The organism is Shewanella ulleungensis, from assembly GCF_014648315.1.
GTDB classification, from domain to species: domain Bacteria; phylum Pseudomonadota; class Gammaproteobacteria; order Enterobacterales; family Shewanellaceae; genus Shewanella; species Shewanella ulleungensis.
Genome location: NZ_BMQW01000010.1, coordinates 116,430 through 133,488 on the forward strand (window position 1 = coordinate 116,430; position 17,059 = coordinate 133,488).

At 42.4% G+C, this 17,059-nt stretch carries 15 protein-coding genes; 7 read left to right on the forward strand and 8 right to left on the reverse strand.

Annotated elements, in window-relative coordinates:
* Positions 1-33: 33 nt before the first annotated feature.
* The 4 genes from IEY40_RS16735 to IEY40_RS16750 are packed head-to-tail and all read right to left on the reverse strand — an operon-like array spanning position 34 to position 4,301.
* Positions 34-465, reverse strand: a complete 432-nt coding sequence (locus IEY40_RS16735) for a group I truncated hemoglobin (RefSeq protein WP_188958195.1) — start codon at positions 463-465, stop codon at positions 34-36.
* Positions 465-1,307, reverse strand: a complete 843-nt coding sequence (locus IEY40_RS16740) for a DUF3034 family protein (RefSeq protein WP_188958197.1) — start codon at positions 1,305-1,307, stop codon at positions 465-467. Before IEY40_RS16740 ends, IEY40_RS16735 begins: the two co-directional genes overlap by 1 nt.
* The gene (locus tag IEY40_RS16745) at positions 1,307-3,634 is read right to left on the reverse strand and encodes a putative bifunctional diguanylate cyclase/phosphodiesterase (protein WP_188958199.1); all 2,328 of its coding nucleotides are present in this window, start codon (positions 3,632-3,634) and stop codon (positions 1,307-1,309) included. The genes IEY40_RS16740 and IEY40_RS16745 overlap by 1 nt, the downstream gene beginning before the upstream one ends.
* The gene (locus tag IEY40_RS16750) at positions 3,624-4,301 is read right to left on the reverse strand and encodes a methylamine utilization protein (protein WP_188958202.1); all 678 of its coding nucleotides are present in this window, start codon (positions 4,299-4,301) and stop codon (positions 3,624-3,626) included. The genes IEY40_RS16745 and IEY40_RS16750 overlap by 11 nt, the downstream gene beginning before the upstream one ends.
* A gap of 364 nt (positions 4,302-4,665) precedes the next feature.
* On the opposite strand from IEY40_RS16750, the gene IEY40_RS16755 reads away from it, so the two are divergent.
* Positions 4,666-6,108, forward strand: a complete 1,443-nt coding sequence (locus tag IEY40_RS16755; protein ID WP_188958260.1) for a sigma-54 interaction domain-containing protein — start codon at positions 4,666-4,668, stop codon at positions 6,106-6,108.
* Positions 6,109-6,291: 183 nt separating this feature from the next.
* Complete coding sequence (gene ccoG, locus IEY40_RS16760; RefSeq protein WP_188958204.1) at positions 6,292-7,749, forward strand: cytochrome c oxidase accessory protein CcoG; 1,458 nt, start codon at positions 6,292-6,294, stop codon at positions 7,747-7,749.
* A 148-nt stretch (positions 7,750-7,897) separates the two neighbouring features.
* Here ccoG and IEY40_RS16765 read toward each other — a convergent pair whose 3' ends face one another.
* Positions 7,898-8,410: an aldolase/citrate lyase/malate synthase family protein gene (locus IEY40_RS16765; protein WP_229777141.1), complete on the reverse strand. Its 513-nt coding sequence runs from the start codon at positions 8,408-8,410 to the stop codon at positions 7,898-7,900.
* A 153-nt stretch (positions 8,411-8,563) separates the two neighbouring features.
* Here IEY40_RS16765 and IEY40_RS16770 point away from each other — a divergent pair, with 153 nt between their 5' ends.
* Positions 8,564-10,093, forward strand: a complete 1,530-nt coding sequence (locus IEY40_RS16770) for a DUF3612 domain-containing protein (RefSeq protein WP_188958208.1) — start codon at positions 8,564-8,566, stop codon at positions 10,091-10,093.
* A 54-nt stretch (positions 10,094-10,147) separates the two neighbouring features.
* On the opposite strand, the gene IEY40_RS16775 is transcribed toward IEY40_RS16770, so the two are convergent.
* On the reverse strand, positions 10,148-10,807 hold the full coding sequence (locus IEY40_RS16775) for a type 1 glutamine amidotransferase (protein ID WP_188958209.1): 660 nt from the start codon (positions 10,805-10,807) through the stop codon (positions 10,148-10,150).
* Complete coding sequence (locus IEY40_RS16780; RefSeq protein ID WP_188958211.1) at positions 10,804-11,622, reverse strand: hypothetical protein; 819 nt, start codon at positions 11,620-11,622, stop codon at positions 10,804-10,806. The genes IEY40_RS16775 and IEY40_RS16780 overlap by 4 nt, the downstream gene beginning before the upstream one ends.
* Positions 11,623-11,926: 304 nt before the next feature.
* On the opposite strand from IEY40_RS16780, the gene ardA reads away from it, so the two are divergent.
* The 3 genes from ardA (at position 11,927) to IEY40_RS16795 (ending at position 15,400) form a co-directional block, all read left to right on the forward strand.
* Positions 11,927-13,447 (forward strand): acrylate reductase flavoprotein subunit ArdA, encoded by a 1,521-nt coding sequence (gene ardA / locus IEY40_RS16785; RefSeq protein ID WP_188958213.1) that lies wholly within the window; start codon positions 11,927-11,929, stop codon positions 13,445-13,447.
* A 28-nt stretch (positions 13,448-13,475) separates the two neighbouring features.
* A complete protein-coding gene (ardB, locus tag IEY40_RS16790) occupies positions 13,476-13,829 on the forward strand; it encodes an acrylate reductase cytochrome subunit ArdB (RefSeq protein ID WP_188958215.1) in 354 nt (117 codons plus the stop codon).
* Positions 13,830-14,098: 269 nt separating this feature from the next.
* Entirely contained in the window at positions 14,099-15,400 is a 1,302-nt protein-coding gene (locus IEY40_RS16795; protein WP_188958217.1) for an anaerobic C4-dicarboxylate transporter, read from the forward strand.
* A gap of 28 nt (positions 15,401-15,428) precedes the next feature.
* On the opposite strand, the gene IEY40_RS16800 is transcribed toward IEY40_RS16795, so the two are convergent.
* A complete protein-coding gene (locus IEY40_RS16800; protein ID WP_188958219.1) occupies positions 15,429-16,295 on the reverse strand; it encodes a LysR family transcriptional regulator in 867 nt (288 codons plus the stop codon).
* 120 nt (positions 16,296-16,415) lie between these two features.
* Here IEY40_RS16800 and IEY40_RS16805 point away from each other — a divergent pair, with 120 nt between their 5' ends.
* A complete protein-coding gene (locus IEY40_RS16805) occupies positions 16,416-17,048 on the forward strand; it encodes a TetR/AcrR family transcriptional regulator (protein WP_188958221.1) in 633 nt (210 codons plus the stop codon).
* The last annotated feature ends 11 nt before the right edge of the window (positions 17,049-17,059 follow it).

A 17,059-nucleotide genomic window follows, 5' to 3' on the forward strand; every position in this document is an offset into this window, starting at 1 on the left:
TTGCTGCGATGTGCTGCTCATTGAACGGTTTATTTAATGATAGGTAATATCTTGATACATTGGCGCGAGTTTAGCGAGTAACGCATTTCGAGCGCTAATAGATACATTTTGCTGTTTTAGGGCACTAATTAAATGACCCACTACGGCATCAAAATCGGCTTGGCTAATGTGTAAACCAATATGTGCATCAAACATTGATGCACCTTCATAATGACAGCCACCTCCACTTACCTCACATAAATGTTCAATTAAACGTTGGCGGAATATGTCGATGTCGGTGTGGGCAAAATGATTAACTATGCGCTTATCTTGTGACAGGTTTAGTAAAAAATCATCAGTAATTTGGCTAATTCCGGCATTGCCGCCTAGTTGTTCATACAAGGTTGTCGGTTGATTGGCGCAGCCTGAACTGACCAACAGTAAACCAACGAATAAACCGATAAAATAGCGCTTGGTATTGAGCATTATAATGTCCCCTCAATCGATAAATACCAGCCATTTTGTTGCTCAAAACCTGCGATACTGCCTAAGTCGGCGTACGCACCCACAAGAGATAAGTGTTTATTGATAAACCAGGCTGCAAAAATATCCTGCCAGTCATCTTCTTTGGCAAAACCGAGTTGGTTAGGTTTTTGTTTGTATTCATAACCTACGGCAAAGTTGTCGGTTAACAGCAACGCAATAGAAGCTTCCGCTTGCAGGTGATAATCATTGTCTGCAGCCGTGCCAAAACCCAGTAATCCGGTTTGGTTAGCCTTAGTGGCTCTGAGGGTTAAATTAGTCACTAGGTTACGTCCAGCAATGGCATCAAAATAAACTTTACTGGCCGCAAGGTAGATATCTAACCCCCAATCATTGCGCGCTCCCACAGCTTGTGGAATGGCAAAATCATCAACGCGTTTGTATTGCATGCCTAGGCTTATTTGCGGCAAGCTGCTGTATAGTAATTCGCCAACAAGTTTGTATTTAATACCAATAATATCTTGGCCAAGCTTGCCACCCATGGTGTCGAGATCAAAAGTCTGCTTGGCTAAGCTTAATTCAAATCGATTATCAATACTCAGTGATGCCCCAACGGCATGTAACGTAAAATCATCAACAGATACTTGGGTACTCATTGCTGTTACTGACCATTGATCTGAGCTGGCATAACCATTGATTACTGCCCATGGCACAATTCCACCTCCAGCAGCACCTTCAATGGTAGTAGCGCCACCAGTGGCAATGACTTTGCTGGTATCAGCATTCACCGGCTGGCTTATGCTCGCCACGATAAGCAGGCTAATTATTAATATATTTCGAAACATTAATTCACCGTATCTGTGAGTGTAGCGGTCAGATTAACCTGATTAAATTGGCTAAACCATATTGCAAAATCATCAGCTTTAAGCGGTTTTGAATACACATAACCTTGTACGATATCGCAATCGAGTCGACGTAAAATGTCGATACCCTCTGTAGACTCAACCCCTTCTGCAACAACTGACAAATTAAGCCCTTTAATGAGTCGAATACTCGTGTCGACAATCATTAAATCCGTTGCATCAGTATGAATATCTTTAATAAAGCTACGGTCAATTTTAACTTCATTGACGGGCAACAGCTTTAAATAGGCCAGTGACGAATGCCCTGTACCAAAGTCATCAATGGCGATGGCGATGCCAATACCTTTAAATTGCTGCAATACGGCGATAACCGTTTGAGCGTCCTTCATCACCGCACCTTCTGTCACCTCTATCGACAGTGCTTCAATAGGTAAATCATGGTCGGCCAACAACTGTTTAATATCTTGAGGCAGTTGGGCATTGGTGAGATCGTGAGCCGATAAATTAATCGCTACTTTTAACTCAATCCCCTGAGCTTTCCATTGGGCTAATTGCTTAACTGTGGCGTTAAGCACCCAGTCACTGATCATCGAAATATTGCCGGAATTCTCAGCTAAACGAATAAATTCATCTGGTGGAATAAAACCGAGTTGCGGATGTAACCAACGAATTAATGTCTCGGCGCTGTTGCAAAGATTATTATGGATATCAACTTTAGGTTGAAACACTAAATGCAGCTGACCTTGGCTAATGGCAATCGGCAAATCGCGAATAATCATTAACTCGCGAAGGTACCGCTCGTCCTCGCCTTGCAAATAAGTGGCAATGGCTAACGATTCAATACGTGCTTGATTTAATGCTATTTCAGCGTGGCGTATTAACTTGTCGATATCATTGTGATCATAGTCTGTGCTTAACTCAACAAGCCCAACACGCACATTCACGCTGATTTTAGAGCCTTCAATATCATAAGGTTTGGTTAGTTGCTGTAAATATAGTTCGAGTTGTTCACGGCTAATACCGGGTTGAAATAACAATAAAAATGAGTCGCCATCTAAACGTGAGATTAACGCTGCCGTCGGTGATAAGCTTTCTAACCTGCTTGCAAACAGCATGAGTAAGTTGTCGGCATTGGCAAAGCCAATAATATTATTTAAATGGCGAAAGTTTTTAATGTCTATCATCGCGATGCAACCATGCATTTGCTTCAACAGCAGGCCGAGTTGTTGTTTTGCCGCAACACGGTTATATAAACCTGTTAAGTTGTCATGTTGTGATTGATAGACTAAATCATGTTCGCGAGCCTCGATATTTTCACGCATTACCGACAAGGTATTGGCTAATACTTGCAGTTCTGCTGGCGCTCCAATAATCGGTTGTGGCTTTTCGCCTTGGCCGACTTTACGAGCATAATTTACTAGTGCATAAATTGGGCGAGTAAGCCCGCCGGCAAACCAGGCGGCTATTAAGAATGCTAATAAACAGGTGATCGCAAATATCACCAACATATTATTTCGCAGCGCATCGTAACTTTGTTGCCATTTTTCATTTGACTGGTGCAACACAGCCCATTGATGGCCACTGTTTTTATCGAGGGCAATAGCAGTTGATAAATACTCGTTTACAATGGTGTCACTAACGGCATCCGCGTTTTGCATTATTTGAGTCATATTGGCCAGCACTTGTTGCTGAAGAGATTCGGGCAACGTTGACACAATATCCACTCTGCCGGATTGGTTAATAAAACTAATATCAATACCCGTAATGGTTTTGGCTTGGTTAGCCACAACTTTATCCATGGTAAAGCCCATGCCCACCCAAGCAATTAATGTTGGGGCTTTTACTGGCTGTAGCACAAACTGGTAGCTATTGTGGTCAACATTAAAGATATCGAAACTGGTAGAACGATTTTTGGTTAAGGCAAACAACTCATCAATATTTTCTGGTGTAAGTCCAGGTAAACTCGATGACAGTAATTTACCCTTTGGCGACAATAAAATAACCGCATTGGCATTAATCCGTCTACCGTGATTGGCTAATACAGATGATATGGTGTCTTGTTCGCCCGTTGCAACGGCGCGTTTAAAACCAAAGTCAGCGCTCAATAAAGACAAACTCTGGCTGAGCTGTTCGCTCCGATTTGACAACATTTCAACAAAGATATTTGAACCAATATTGAGATTTTGAGTTTGTTGTTGGCGGTAGTCTCGTTGAGTTGCGGTCAGCACAAACAGCGCCGTTGTTAACTGCATTAGCGTTAATATAAGTAAAAAAGCAATAATCAACCGACTACGGAAACTATTTGGCATGTTGCCCTACGTGTGAACTGGCATTGAAATTAGCGCCAAAGCCGCTAGGCGGTGAAGACGGTTTATCTTGTCTATCAACATCTAATGTTATTGCTACAGAACTACTCGATTCATTAATGGTAACTGTAGTTGGAGTTGCTTGAGTATTTTGCCAAGGATGCCAAAGCTCAACGGTATATTCGCCTGTTGGTAAATCAGTAATATGGGTCACTCCCTTGTCATCAGTTGAAGCAAAATATGGGCTTTTTGCCACATAAATAAAGGCTTGCATATAGTCGTGAATATTACAGCCAATAGCCACTAAGCCTGGTTGGTCAAATAAAATGGGCGACTCAGTCTTGCCAACATATAGTTTCAATTCAAATTGCTTGGCTTCAGAAAAAGAATAAACATGATGTCGAGTGCGGTCTAAATTAGGGAAGTCGACTTTAGCGCCTTGAGGTACCGCGAGTACAAACGGTGAGAAAATGCGGTTTTGTTGTCGCATTTCATAATGCTGAGGTGCTTTAGGGGGTAATTCTGTTGCTTTAATAGGGGTTAATTCTACAACGGCATCACCTAATGCAATGCCTTGAGTGTCGGTGATGGTTACCGTTAAAGAGGCAGCATTTAGCGAGGAGCAAACTAAATAAGATAAACACAATAAACAGTAAGTGAGTCGAGTCATTGGTCTTTATTCGCCTTCTTGGTATGCAAGTAACATAAAAGTTAACTCTGTAAGCTTGTGCCCATCATAACTCACAATATTGGTAAATACGTCATTCCTAGCTGGGCTAAGGTTGCTTATTACGGACGATATTAGTTAATAACATAAATGTCTGTAACCATTTGATTACAATTAACACTATAACAATAAAGCCAACGTTTCTATCAGTTTAGTTTATTTAACGTAAAGGTTGTGTGCGAGGGTGAAACAAATTGAGTTGTAATGGGCTAAAACGTTATTGAGATGATTATTGAGATGATTATTGAGTCGCGATATTTCGTGATTTAGTTATACTTGCGTCATAATGCATAAAAATCAGACGAAAATGACTTATTTAGATACCGACTTAACAGCAACGGCAAGCCACTTTTTACCTGAAAACACCCTGTTGTTGAATGCTATGACCGAAGGCGTATATGGGTTTGATTTAGACGGTAACGCGGTATTTATTAACCCCGCGGCAGAGTATATGACCGGCTGGACGAGTAAAGAGTTAATCGGTAAAAATATCCACGATTGCCACCATCACAGCCATGCAGATGGGACTCATTATCCGCAACAAGATTGCCCTATTTATCGTACGTTGCATGACGCTATTCCGCGGCAAGTTTCTGATGATGTGTTTTGGCGAAAAGATGGTAGCAGCTTTCCGGTGTATTACAGTTCAACGCCAGTTTATCATCAACACAAACTCGTGGGTGTTATCGCGATATTTCGTGATGTTAGTATGCAAAAACATACAGAACATTCCCTAAGACAAGCATTAGCACAAGTACAAGCATTGTCTGAACGCCTCGCATCAGAAAATCAATATTTACTCACAGAACTGCAAGGCCAACAAGGTGCGCTTGGGTTGTCCGGCAACAGCCAACCGATTAAACAATTAGCGCAACAGATTAACCTAGTTGCTAATACTGACAGTACCGTTCTTATTTGCGGCGAAAATGGTACAGGTAAAGAGTTGGTTGCGCGTAGTTTACATCGCTTGAGTCATCGTAAAGATCAACCCATGGTGAGCGTCAACTGCGCGGCATTTTCCAGTTCATTATTAGAAAGTGAACTTTTTGGCCATGAAAAAGGTGCGTTTACCGGTGCAACAGCAAGGCGTAAAGGACGATTTGAGTTAGCCCATAATGGCACATTATTTTTAGATGAAATTGCTGAGCTGAGTTTATCAGCGCAATCAAAGCTGTTACGTGTTATTCAAGAGCAAAGTTTTGAGCGGGTAGGCAGCAGCGACACTATCAGCGTGAACATTCGTTTAATTGCTGCTACTCATCATGATTTAGCCGCCCGAGTTGAGCAAGGTCTGTTTCGAATGGATTTATATTATCGCTTAAATGTATTTCCAATCACCGTACCGCCACTGCGAGACCGTCGTGAAGATATTCCACAATTGGTGAGTGATTTAGCTGCATCATTGAGCAAAAAACTAGGAAAAAAAATCACTAAAGTCAGTATGAAAGGATTAAAAAAATTACAGCAGTACAGCTGGCCCGGCAATGTACGTGAGTTGCAAAACTTGATTGAACGAGAAATTATTTTATCGCCTAATGGCCAACTATCATTTAATACCTTACCCGCAATAGTAGCATCACCACTAGCGATGACTACTTTAACGATGGCCCAAGCCGAAGCGGCTCACATTGTTGCTGTGTTAAATGCTACCCATTGGCGAATTTCTGGTCCTCAAGGAGCCGCCGCTATGCTCGATATGCCTGCGAGTACCTTACGATCGCGCATGAAAAAGCTTGCCATCGCACGTTAAACTCTCTAACTCATTATTCAGTATTTTACCGACATAACGATATATCACGAATTTAGTGATATATCGTGACTTCCTTCTGCAGAAAATAAATTAAAAACACTTTAAATCAAGGGTTTGCGGTTAATTTTTTGTTGGCTTAGTCCTTGCTATGACAGGGCAGTATCGTGTTATAGGAAACCAGTTATGCCCAAGTCATCAAATTACACCGCGTCAGCCGCTCAGCCGAGTACCAATATTAGCGCTTCGCAACGTATTCCGGTGGTTCAAATTGCCACGCCGTCGGCTAAAATTCATGTGCGTGAACAAAAAGGGATATTTCAACGATTACGTCAGTACAGTAATACCGTATTAATAGCGGTATTTTTTCTGCTGCCATTTATTAATTATCAGGGGCGCCAGGCGATTTTATTTGATGTTACCGAACAACAATTCTTTTTATTTCATATCACGTTATGGCCGCAAGATTTCACCGTCTTAGCATGGTTTTTTATGGCCGCGGCTTTTGCCTTGTTTTTTGTGACCGTGTATTGGGGCAGAGTGTGGTGCGGATTTTTGTGTCCGCAAACCGCTTGGACATTTATTTACATGTGGGTTGAAGCTAAAGTTGAGGGCAACCATCATCATCGGGCAGCGTTAGATAGAGCGCCGTGGTCGTTAAGCAAATTACGTAAACGTGTCACTAAGCATGTGCTGTGGATGGTGTTTGCACTGCTCACTGGCTGCGGATTTATCAGCTATTTTATGCCAGCGCGCGAACTGTACATTGATATATTTAGCGCAAGTAATGGTTTTTGGACCGGCACTTGGGTGTATTTCTTTGCCATTTGCACTTATTTAAATGCCGGCTGGATGCGTGAAATGATGTGCTTGCACTGTTGTCCGTATTCACGTTTTCAAGCGGTGATGTTTGACGCAAATACTAAAACGGTAAGTTACGATGCTGCGCGTGGCGAGTCTCGAGGACCGCGTAAACGCTCACAAGAAACGGAGTTAGGTGACTGTGTTGACTGTAATTTATGTGTTGATGTGTGTCCAACAGGCATTGATATCCGCAACGGCTTACAATACGAATGTATTAATTGTGGTGCCTGCGTTGATGCCTGTAATCAAACCATGGAAAAGTTTGGTTATGCTGCCAATCTTATTCGTTTTACCAGCGAAAACGCCTTAAAAGGCCAGTCACAAGCCAGTGTGTTTTCAATCAAAGCCCTAGGATATGCCAGCGCATTACTCATTATGATTGGGTTAATTATTATCGATTTAAGTCAATTGAGTGATATTCAGCTTAATGTTATTCGCGACCGCCAATCTTTGTATCGTGAAGTGGGTATCGATACTGTCGAAAACACTTATCAATTAAAAATCCGCAATAAAACCCAACAAGCTGCGGTTTATAAAATTATAGTGCTCAGTGATAAAGCGCCAACGTTTAGAATCGTGACCGATACTCTGGTGCAAATAAAGCCGGGCGAACAGTTAGATTACCCTGTTACGGTCAGTGCTCGTCGCAGTGAGCGAGTGGGTGACACTAGCCAGCAAACGCTCCAATTTAGTGTGAGCCAAGTTTACAGTGCAGTAAATCCAATACCAGTAAAGCCTGCAAATCAAGTCGCACAGCAATCACGCTTTTTTTGGCCATAAGCAGCTAATAAAACTCCATCTCATGTAATAACAAAAAGGCTTCTCACATTGATTAAATGGGAGAAGCCTTTTTTGCTTGATACTCGCAATTTATTGCCGCGACTTATGACTATTTACCGCTTCGAACATGCGTTACTTTGAGTATGTATTAACGCTGATGTAATGCGTAATCGCTACCGTCTTTTGCGGTAAATACCTTGCAGTTGCCTTCAGTTGGCTGACAGCTAGTGTGCAATAAGCTGATCCATTGCTTATAAGGTGTTGGTAAGTTTTTAATTGGCATAGACACTTGAATATCTTCAATATTGGCGTCGTCTGCTGCACCTAGTTTACCAAGGCGGTCAAAACAAATTTCAACATGGGTATCGTTGTTTTTTAATACCACAGAAGTCGGTTCATTTTTGTGACCCGTTAACGCCACAAATTGACATGGATTTTGTAAGCCACACTGGGTGCCATCTTTTAAGAAAGCCAGTAAGTGATTGTAGTAAACCACATAACTAGACACATCTTGATGTGAGCCATCGGCTAATGGGAATTGCGCATCCAAAAATTCTTTTGCATTCGTGCTGCGGTCATTTTGGTTGGTGGTCGCCACAAATTGCTCACCAATGAAGCGGTTAAGGTGTTGGGTGGCTGTAGTGCTTGCTTGAGTAGACATATTCATCGCCTTATTCCTCTTCGTATTGTTGTAGGTCACAGAACCATTTTAATTATTGTTTATCATTAAGCCTTGTTCGCAGCTTGATTTTTAGTCTATGCTATTTTTACAAACAATTTCACAATAAAAATTTTACAGTGTGAATTATACAAAATGAGAAATGAAAAAAGCTTAATGCGAAAGACCCATTTTTTGGGCACAAAGATAAGAAACTTGCGTAAACGCAATAACTTAACGATGGAAGACTTATCGGCACGTTGTGTACGTGTTGACTCCAGCAATTCACCATCTGTGTCATATTTGTCGATGATTGAACGCGGCAAACGGGTTCCGAGTGCAGATATGTTGGCGGTGATTGCGGTCGTGTTCCAAAAAGAAGTAGGTTGGTTTCTTGATGACGTGCCCGAAGACGAAGCCATTACGCCCGAAAAAGGTAACAAAGGTGGCATCAGTGGCATGCCTCTGGAGCCGAGTTTTTTATTTTCTAATGACATCCTTCAAATTGCCATTCCTGAAATGCTGTCACAAACCGGCACTAGTGGTCGTCAATTTGCTCATTTGTTGATCCGTGCACACCAAGAACATCATCAAAATCACTTCCCAGATCTAGAGCGAGCCGCAGAAGAAGTCGGCTTAAAACGCATGCCATTGGCCACAGAAGATATTATCGATATCGCTAAAGGTATGGGGTTAAAAATCAAATGGATTGACCGGGCTCCGAAAGAAGTTATCAACGAAATGGGTTTGAGTTCTAAGCAGTTGGTGACATCATTTTTTGAACCACCAGGGACGATTTATATCAGCAACGTGCTGAAAAATAGACCAAGTAGGTTGAGGTATGATTTGGCGGTGCACATCGGTCATTGTGTGCTGCACAATAAAGATGGCTTAAAAAGCGTGATGATGTCAGGGCGTCGCGATGATTTTGATGATGCACTGGTGCCACAGTCAAATACCTTAAACGCGCAAGATATTTTGCACGCATGGCGTGATTTTGAATCAAGTTTTTTTGCTGGCGCGCTACTGTGCCCTAAAGTGCCGTACAGGCAGTTACTTGACCGTCACGGCTATGAAATTAGCGTGCATAAACAATTGCAAGTTTCAGCTTCGGTGGCCATGCGCCGCATGACTGTTGTATCTCCTTATCCTCATTGGCATTACTTTGATGCTTATGCACCGGGTAAGCTCAAAGCGGTTTATCGAGGTAATGGCATTCCTCTGCCGTGGGGCAATATGCGCCTAGTGGAAGACCCCTGTCAGCATTGGGCTGTATTTAGAATGATCAGTGAACCAGTTGAAGGTACATCGGCGCAAATATCGATTTTAAATGTTGGCAATGAACCACGAATTTACTGCTGTGAATCCGTAAAAGTAGATGACTCGGCCGGTAATCCGCACGTGTTGTGTGCTGGTATCGATCTCAATCCGGCAATAGAGGCGCAAGGCAAAGATGCGCAATCAATTGCTAACGATTTAAAACAAGCCTGTGCAGGCAATGGTGGGTCAATTGTTATCCCTAAACACATTAAGCAAGACCTCACCAGCGTGGCAAAAATTCTCAATATTAACTGGATTGAGCGCGGGATTAAAAACGAAGCACGCTTAATTTGCTCTCGTGGCGCAGTGTGTCCGCGCCAACCAAGCTGTTATGCCGCAGGGCGTAATTTATGTGAAGATAATTAGCGGTTAGCTGCCCTTCAACGTTGTTGTTTATTCGAAAAACTCAACTCGCAAAGGTCAGCAGGGCTCGTCCAATTTGAATTGCTGCTCGAGTATCGTAAACAAAAATTGTTCAAGTTGAGTTTGCTGTTCGTTGTGTAGTGTATTTGGCTGTAAATCGTTGCTGAAAGGGCATTCATCCGCAAAATACTCAAGTAATTTAGCAATTTGCTTATTGTCCCATTCAGGATGAAACTGCAAACCAATAGCCTGCTGGTGGCGATACATTTGTACCGGACATTGTGCGCTAGCGGCCAATATCGCGATATGCTGCGGCAGGGCAATGGCTTGTTCATGCCATTGCGGAACCGTTAATACGCTGGCGTCATTAAAGCGAATATCTTGCCAGCCCAGTTCTGGTGCTGGCATTTCAATGACCTGACCGCCAAGTTGAGTCGCCAATAACTGTGCCCCTAAGCATATGGCTAAAATGGGGCGCCGCAACGTTAACGCCTGTTGAATGAGTTTCACCTCAGTTTGCATCCACGCTGGGTTATCTGCCACATTCATTGGCCCGCCTAATACAATCAATCCGTCATAGTCTACCAACGATTTGGGTAAATCATCTGGTGCATAAAAGCAAACCAGTTTGATGTTGTGATGCTGTGCCCATAATCCAATGCGACCGACCCCTTCTGCGGGGTGATGCTGAAATACGGCGAGGGTACCATGGCTCATTTTAATTCACCGAGTTCAAGGTAAATTCGATGCACACTGGTTACCTCTGGTAGCACAGAAGACAATTGCGCTTCAGTATTAAATAAGTGCTGATCTGCGGCGAGAATTATCGTTTTAGCCAGGGGAGCTTGCACCTCATCAAGACGCACAATATGGTCAGCATCTGGGCGAGACATGAGTGTGTTAACTAAAAATTGAACCTTGTCATTTGGCTGATAATTGAGGTTAAGGTAATGGTTGTCAGCCTCTTTAGCTAAGCCACTTTTAAGTGGTAATGGGTAAAATAATTCCATTTTATCGACATTGATTTTTTGCGCCTGCCATTGCATTTTACCGCCGCGTTCAAAGTGCCCTTTAACCACATCTACCGTAAGTTGAGTGGTGTTTTGTGGGTGCTTGGGATCTAATAGTGATAAATCAAAAGTGGTAGGTACTATGGTCCAAATGGGGTCATTACTATTAGCTGACGCGCGAATACCCTCAATGACTTCAGCCTGGATTGTTGGATCCGCAAATGACAATTTATACACCACTTGCGCGTTATGCGGTTGATGGAACATAGGCAAGTGAGAGGCAAAAAGGCCGTATTGGCTGCCAAAGAGCAACATACCATGCAAGCCCATTTTTACCGGATGCTCAGCATGCTGACTGTGATCTTGCAGTCCCGTTGCATGGCTATTTATGCTTAATAAGCTTAATGCCAACATCAAGTAAGGTATTAATGTAGAAGCTTTTTTTATTAGAGATTGAGGTTGGCCGATATCGCCAACGTTCTTTAAAGATAACATCGCAGTGAATTTGGAATAAAGCAGCATGGTGGTGGCTCCTGTCTGAAACTGAACAGATGGGGCCGTCCCCGGGTGAAGTCCTAAGCAATTTTTTAGGTTGAGGTCGTCCTCAGGCAAATATGTTAACGATTTGCAGCATAAAAAACCAGTCGCACAGCTTGGACAGCATTCCAAAACAGTAATCAGTTAACAGTTTTTTGTAAAGTAATACCCACAATTGATTAGTCGATATCCGCCAACATTTTCATCAAACATTATTATTACTTCCCATTTTGGAATTGATTCCATCGATATGATGAATCGTCAATAATATAAAAAGGGGTGATAACCTATGAGCAATATAGATCTATTAGGGCGCCGTAAGTTTATTGCTGGTCTAGGTATTGCTGCAGGTGCAGCAATGGTGGCACCAGCAATGGCAGTGTCTGAAAAGGCTGACGGTGTTAAATGGGATAAAGAAGTCGAAATCGTCATTATTGGTTCTGGCTTTGCAGGTTTAGCTGCGGCAATTGAAGCGACTAAACATGGTGCAAAAGACGTCCATATTTTCGAAAAAATGTCCTATTTTGGTGGTAACTCGGCGATTAATGGTGGCTTATTTGCAGCACCTGGTACACCAATGCAAAAGAAAGAAGGTGTAGAAGATTCGGTCGATAGAATGGTTAATGACCAGTTATTGTCTGGTCGCGGTATTGCCGATGAAGCGTTGTTGCGTCACGTTGCATCGCATGCAGTTGAAGCATTACAAATGACGCTAGATGCGGGGGCAGAATACCACCCTTATTTACAACAACTAGGCGGTCATTCGGTTGCACGTACTTACCAAACTTCAGTAAGTTGTGGCGCTGGTATCACCCAACCATTGTACAAAGAGTGTAAACGTATTGGTGTGAATACCCACAATCGTTCGAAGTTTGAAGGGTTCCTCGTCGGTAATAAAGGTGAAGTTGTCGGTGTTAAAATGCGCCAAAATTATCACTTTGGTGAAGAGCAGCCTGGTAAAGTTCTCAATATTCGCGCCAAACTTGGTGTGATTATGGCGACAGGTGGCTTTGCGCAAAACGTTAATCTACGTATGGCGCAAGACCCAACTTTAACGGCTGAAGTGGGCTGTACCAACGCACCAGGTGCTACTGGCGAGGGCATGTTTGAAATGTTCCGTTTAGGCGCGATTCCTGTGCATTTAGCTCACATCCAATCAGGTCCTTGGGCCTCACCTGATGAAGGTGGCTTTGGTTACGTGTCTAACTATTCAATTTTCAATTTTCCTCATTCAGTTGCCATTAACCGCTTAACCGGTAAGCGCTTTATGAACGAAATAGCGGACCGTAAAATCCGTGCTGATGCTGAATTAGCTTGCCGTGATGAACAAGGTAATCCATTACCGCCAATTTTAATTACGAGTTTCAAAGATTCAAAAGCGCATCCTAATACCGAAAAAGTGATTAAGTATAATGTGGGTTGGAAATTCGATACCGTAGAGGCGCTTGCTGAGCACTTTAATGTGCCTTTAAAAGCACTAAAAGCGCAGATTGCAGAGTACAACGGCTATGTTAACAGCGGTGTCGATAAGCAGTTTGGCAAAGATATGACCTTGGCTAAAAACAAGATTATTGAAGCACCATTTACCGTTGTGCGTTTATGGCCAAAAGTGCATTACTGCCAAGGTGGTGTAAAAGTTAATACTAAAGCTGAAGTCACAGATAGCTTGACTGATAAGTCTATTCCAGGACTTTATGCCGCTGGTGAAGTGTGTGGTGGTATTCATGGTGTGAGTCGTTTAGGCAGTTGTTCTATCCCAGAATGTATGGTGATGGGCATGACAGCCGCTCGCAGCATCATGAAAGTTTAATTAGACCAGTGAACAAGAGGAATCATTAATGAAAAACTTTAATATTATACTTGGGCTGGTCTTACTTGGATTAACCAGCTTATCAGTACAGTCAGCAGAGATCCGTGATTACCACAAAGAGGTTATCGGTAAAGACTGTAAAGCCTGTCATGACAATGGCATTAAGCAGTTTCCATCAGATCAATCTTGCTTACAGTGTCATGATGTTGATGAATTAGCCAAGAAAACTGCCAGAAGTGAAGAAGACAAGTGGCAAAATCCACATAATAACCTTCACTATGGTAAAGATGTACCTTGCCAAGAGTGTCACTCAGAACATAAAACAAAAGAGCCATTATGTAGTAACTGTCATACGTTTAAGTTTGATAAGCATAAAGGGTAAAATACCGTTTATTTAACTGACTTATTTGGGTCTGTAAATGTCTCCCATTAAATGCCAATCATGTGATTGGCATTTTTATTGTGACTCATTGACGATTGCTTAACGATAAACTGCCTAATAATCCTGCTGATAACTCCCACTGTTTTATTTCACTTCAGTAAATTGATCCACGTCTATATTCGTAAAATCACAAAAGGGTAGTATCACAATCCCTAAAGCAGTTACCCCTGCTATACCGTCAAAGACTCAGGAATTAACAAGTTCACACTATGATGATACTAGAAATATTAATTGTGCTCGGGGCTATCTATCTCGGTGCGAGAATGGGCAGTATAGGGATAGGTTTTGCTGGTGGTGTCGGCGTGTTAATTCTCACCGTCGGTTTAGGTTTAACACCCGGGGCAATTCCGATTGATGTGATGCTAATTATTATGTCGGTGATTACCGCCATAGCCGCAATGCAAGAGGCGGGCGGCATGGATTACTTAGTGTCGATAGCTGAAAAATTACTGCGAAAACACCCTAAACACATCACGTTTTTAGCGCCTATCGTCACATATTGTATGACCTTATTTGCGGGGACTGGCCATACCGCGTTCTCGACATTACCGGTTATCGCTGAAGTCGCTAAAGAGCAAGGTATTAGGCCATCTCGGCCGTTATCGATTGCGGTGGTAGCCTCACAAGTGGCGATTACTGCGTCACCAATTTCTGCCGCAGTGGTGTTTTTTTCAGGTATTTTAGAGCCTTTTGGTGTGGATTATTTAATCTTGTTGGCTGTGTGTATTCCCTCCACCTTCATTGCTTGTTTAATAGGAGCCTCAGTGGCTTCGTTACTGGGTAAACCACTGCAAGAAGATGCCATTTATCAACAACGTTTAGCAGGCGGATTAGTAAAGGTACGTGGCGAAACCCAAGTCACTTTATTACCAGGCGCGAAGCGTTCTGTCGCTATCTTTTTAGTGGCGATTGTTGCGGTGATGGCATATGCCACTGCAATATCTGACAAAGTCGGCTTAATTACTCATCCGGTATTATCGCGCGATGTCGCCATCATGTTGTTTATGTTATCTGCAGCGGCAGCAATCACCTGGTTTTGTCGTTTAGATGCCAGCAAAATTTCAAATGCATCAACCTTTAAGTCAGGTATGTCGGCATGTATTTGTGTGCTTGGAGTAGCATGGTTAGGTGATACTTTTGTATCTAATCATATTGACGAAATTAAAGACACAGCAGGCACTTTGCTTCAAAGCCAACCATGGCTGTTATCGGTCGCGTTATTTTTTGCCTCAATGTTGTTGTATTCACAAGGTGCGACAACAAAAGCATTGATGCCTGCTGCACTGGCGATTGGAGTGAGCCCGTTAACGGCTATTGCTTCATTTGCAGCTGTGAGTGCTTTGTTTGTATTACCGACATACCCAACATTATTAGCTGCAGTAGAAATGGATGACACTGGTTCAACTCGTATCGGTAAGGCCGTGTTTAACCACCCATTCCTTATTCCTGGTGTGGTCACCATTGCTATGAGTGTGTTGCTAGCATTTTTGTTTGGTAGTTTTATGTTGTAAAGCCGCACCAAAATGATAAATGTAAGGGTTAGTTGAGTTGATAACCCTTGTGTTCAACATTGGCTTTTATCAAATTAATTAGCTGTAGCGTGGCGTAGGTTTGAGTATCTGGGTTGAGATAAAGCGATTCGTTAAATACTGGCAGTGTTGGTAAACCATGCTCAATAGGATCAAGCACCTGCATTTGATTGGTAACTCTAAATTCGGCTATTGGCGCAACCACCAAATCGTTCTCTACAGCCATACATAAGGCTTGTGGTGATGGAGTAGATAACAACACATTAATAGGTCGCATAGAAAGTCGGTGATTCGCAAATACTTGCGCTCTAATCGGGCAATTTTCTGGGTATAACCCCATCGGAATCGTTTTGCGTTTATGAGCATTGCCGTTTACCGCAGCCACCCACTTAAAACGGCGTGTGAAGAGTAGCTCACCACTGGTTGGTATTTGCCAATGAGTTGCCACAATAACGTCAAATTCGCCCTGGTGTAATTTTTTGTATAGATTACCGCTTACGTCGGTATCGATGACTAATTCTATATTCGTAAATTCACGGATAAACTCTAATAAACAGCTGTTTAAGTAGCACTTTATAAAATCAGTTGGTACACCTAGTCGAATAACCTCGCGGTTTTGGCAATCTTTTAGCTCACCCAGTGCTTGTGAGTTAAGTTGGATCATTTTATAGGCATAGTTAAGCAGCGTTTCACCCGACTCGGTCAAGGTGACGCCTTTATTGTCTCTTATTAGCAACGTTTGACCGACACTTTCTTCAAGCTTCTTAACTTGTAAGCTAAGTGTTGATTGGGTTCGGCAGATTTTATCGGCTGCTTTAGACAAGTTGCCAGACTCAGCTACAGCGATAAAACTTTCTAATAATTCAATTTTTAACATGGTCTATTGAATAAGTTCATAGTGGTATCAGTATTACTCAATATTGAGTACCAACAAAGCTTGCTATAGTGTAAATGTGAAGTTGAAAAGCTTTATATCTTAACCTAGACGGAGTAAGGCATGACGAGCTGGGAAAAGCGCGGAAACTATTTAATTGAAGTGTCACAACGCTGCTTAAAAGGCCATAAAACCTTTGATTTGTGCCGCTCGCATTTAGTTCAAGCCAGCCAGATATCCAAAGGCACTATTTACAATCATTTCAGCTCCGAGGCCGACTTAATTATTGCTGTTGCCTGTGCTGATTATCGCAGTTGGGTAATGCAAGCAGAGCAAGATACTGCACAATATAGCGACCCTTATCTACGATTTATTTTTCATCATTGCCAACGTTTGTATCGCATTTTATCGGAGGAGAAGTTTGTCATTGCTAGAGTAGTACCTAATGAGGCTGTTTTATCGCAAGCAAGTGAATATTATCGTGAACGCTTTGAGCGTGTGCTTGAGCAGTACAAACAGTGGAATGCGCAAACGTTAATGGAAATTGGTGAAGTCAGTGGTTTTAATCGCAGTGAGTTATTGTGTGATTATTTACGTGGTGCGATGATTAACAGCGATGATGCACAAAAGCATTACAACGATGCTGAAATGTATTATCAACATGGTTTTGCGATGACACAGCTTATGGGACATTCACAAAAACGTCCACCTAGCATTAAGGTATTTGTACAGTGGTTGGCTGATAAAGAAGTATAAAAAAACCGTGG

Excerpts from the sequence above, each read along its gene's own strand:
- IEY40_RS16765 (WP_229777141.1), bottom strand. The coding sequence starts at position 8,410 with ATGTCTACTCAAGCAAGCACTACAGCCACCCAACACCTTAACCGCTTC.
- IEY40_RS16750 (WP_188958202.1), bottom strand. The coding sequence starts at position 4,301 with ATGACTCGACTCACTTACTGTTTATTGTGTTTATCTTATTTAGTTTGC.
- IEY40_RS16800 (WP_188958219.1), bottom strand. The coding sequence starts at position 16,295 with ATGTTAAAAATTGAATTATTAGAAAGTTTTATCGCTGTAGCTGAGTCT.
- IEY40_RS16740 (WP_188958197.1), bottom strand. The coding sequence starts at position 1,307 with ATGTTTCGAAATATATTAATAATTAGCCTGCTTATCGTGGCGAGCATA.
- IEY40_RS16770 (WP_188958208.1), top strand. The coding sequence starts at position 8,564 with ATGAGAAATGAAAAAAGCTTAATGCGAAAGACCCATTTTTTGGGCACA.
- IEY40_RS16755 (WP_188958260.1), top strand. The coding sequence starts at position 4,666 with ATGACTTATTTAGATACCGACTTAACAGCAACGGCAAGCCACTTTTTA.
- IEY40_RS16745 (WP_188958199.1), bottom strand. The coding sequence starts at position 3,634 with ATGCCAAATAGTTTCCGTAGTCGGTTGATTATTGCTTTTTTACTTATA.
- IEY40_RS16735 (WP_188958195.1), bottom strand. The coding sequence starts at position 465 with ATGCTCAATACCAAGCGCTATTTTATCGGTTTATTCGTTGGTTTACTG.
- IEY40_RS16805 (WP_188958221.1), top strand. The coding sequence starts at position 16,416 with ATGACGAGCTGGGAAAAGCGCGGAAACTATTTAATTGAAGTGTCACAA.
- IEY40_RS16795 (WP_188958217.1), top strand. The coding sequence starts at position 14,099 with ATGATGATACTAGAAATATTAATTGTGCTCGGGGCTATCTATCTCGGT.
- ardA (WP_188958213.1), top strand. The coding sequence starts at position 11,927 with ATGAGCAATATAGATCTATTAGGGCGCCGTAAGTTTATTGCTGGTCTA.
- ccoG (WP_188958204.1), top strand. The coding sequence starts at position 6,292 with ATGCCCAAGTCATCAAATTACACCGCGTCAGCCGCTCAGCCGAGTACC.
- IEY40_RS16775 (WP_188958209.1), bottom strand. The coding sequence starts at position 10,807 with ATGAGCCATGGTACCCTCGCCGTATTTCAGCATCACCCCGCAGAAGGG.
- ardB (WP_188958215.1), top strand. The coding sequence starts at position 13,476 with ATGAAAAACTTTAATATTATACTTGGGCTGGTCTTACTTGGATTAACC.
- IEY40_RS16780 (WP_188958211.1), bottom strand. The coding sequence starts at position 11,622 with ATGCTGCTTTATTCCAAATTCACTGCGATGTTATCTTTAAAGAACGTT.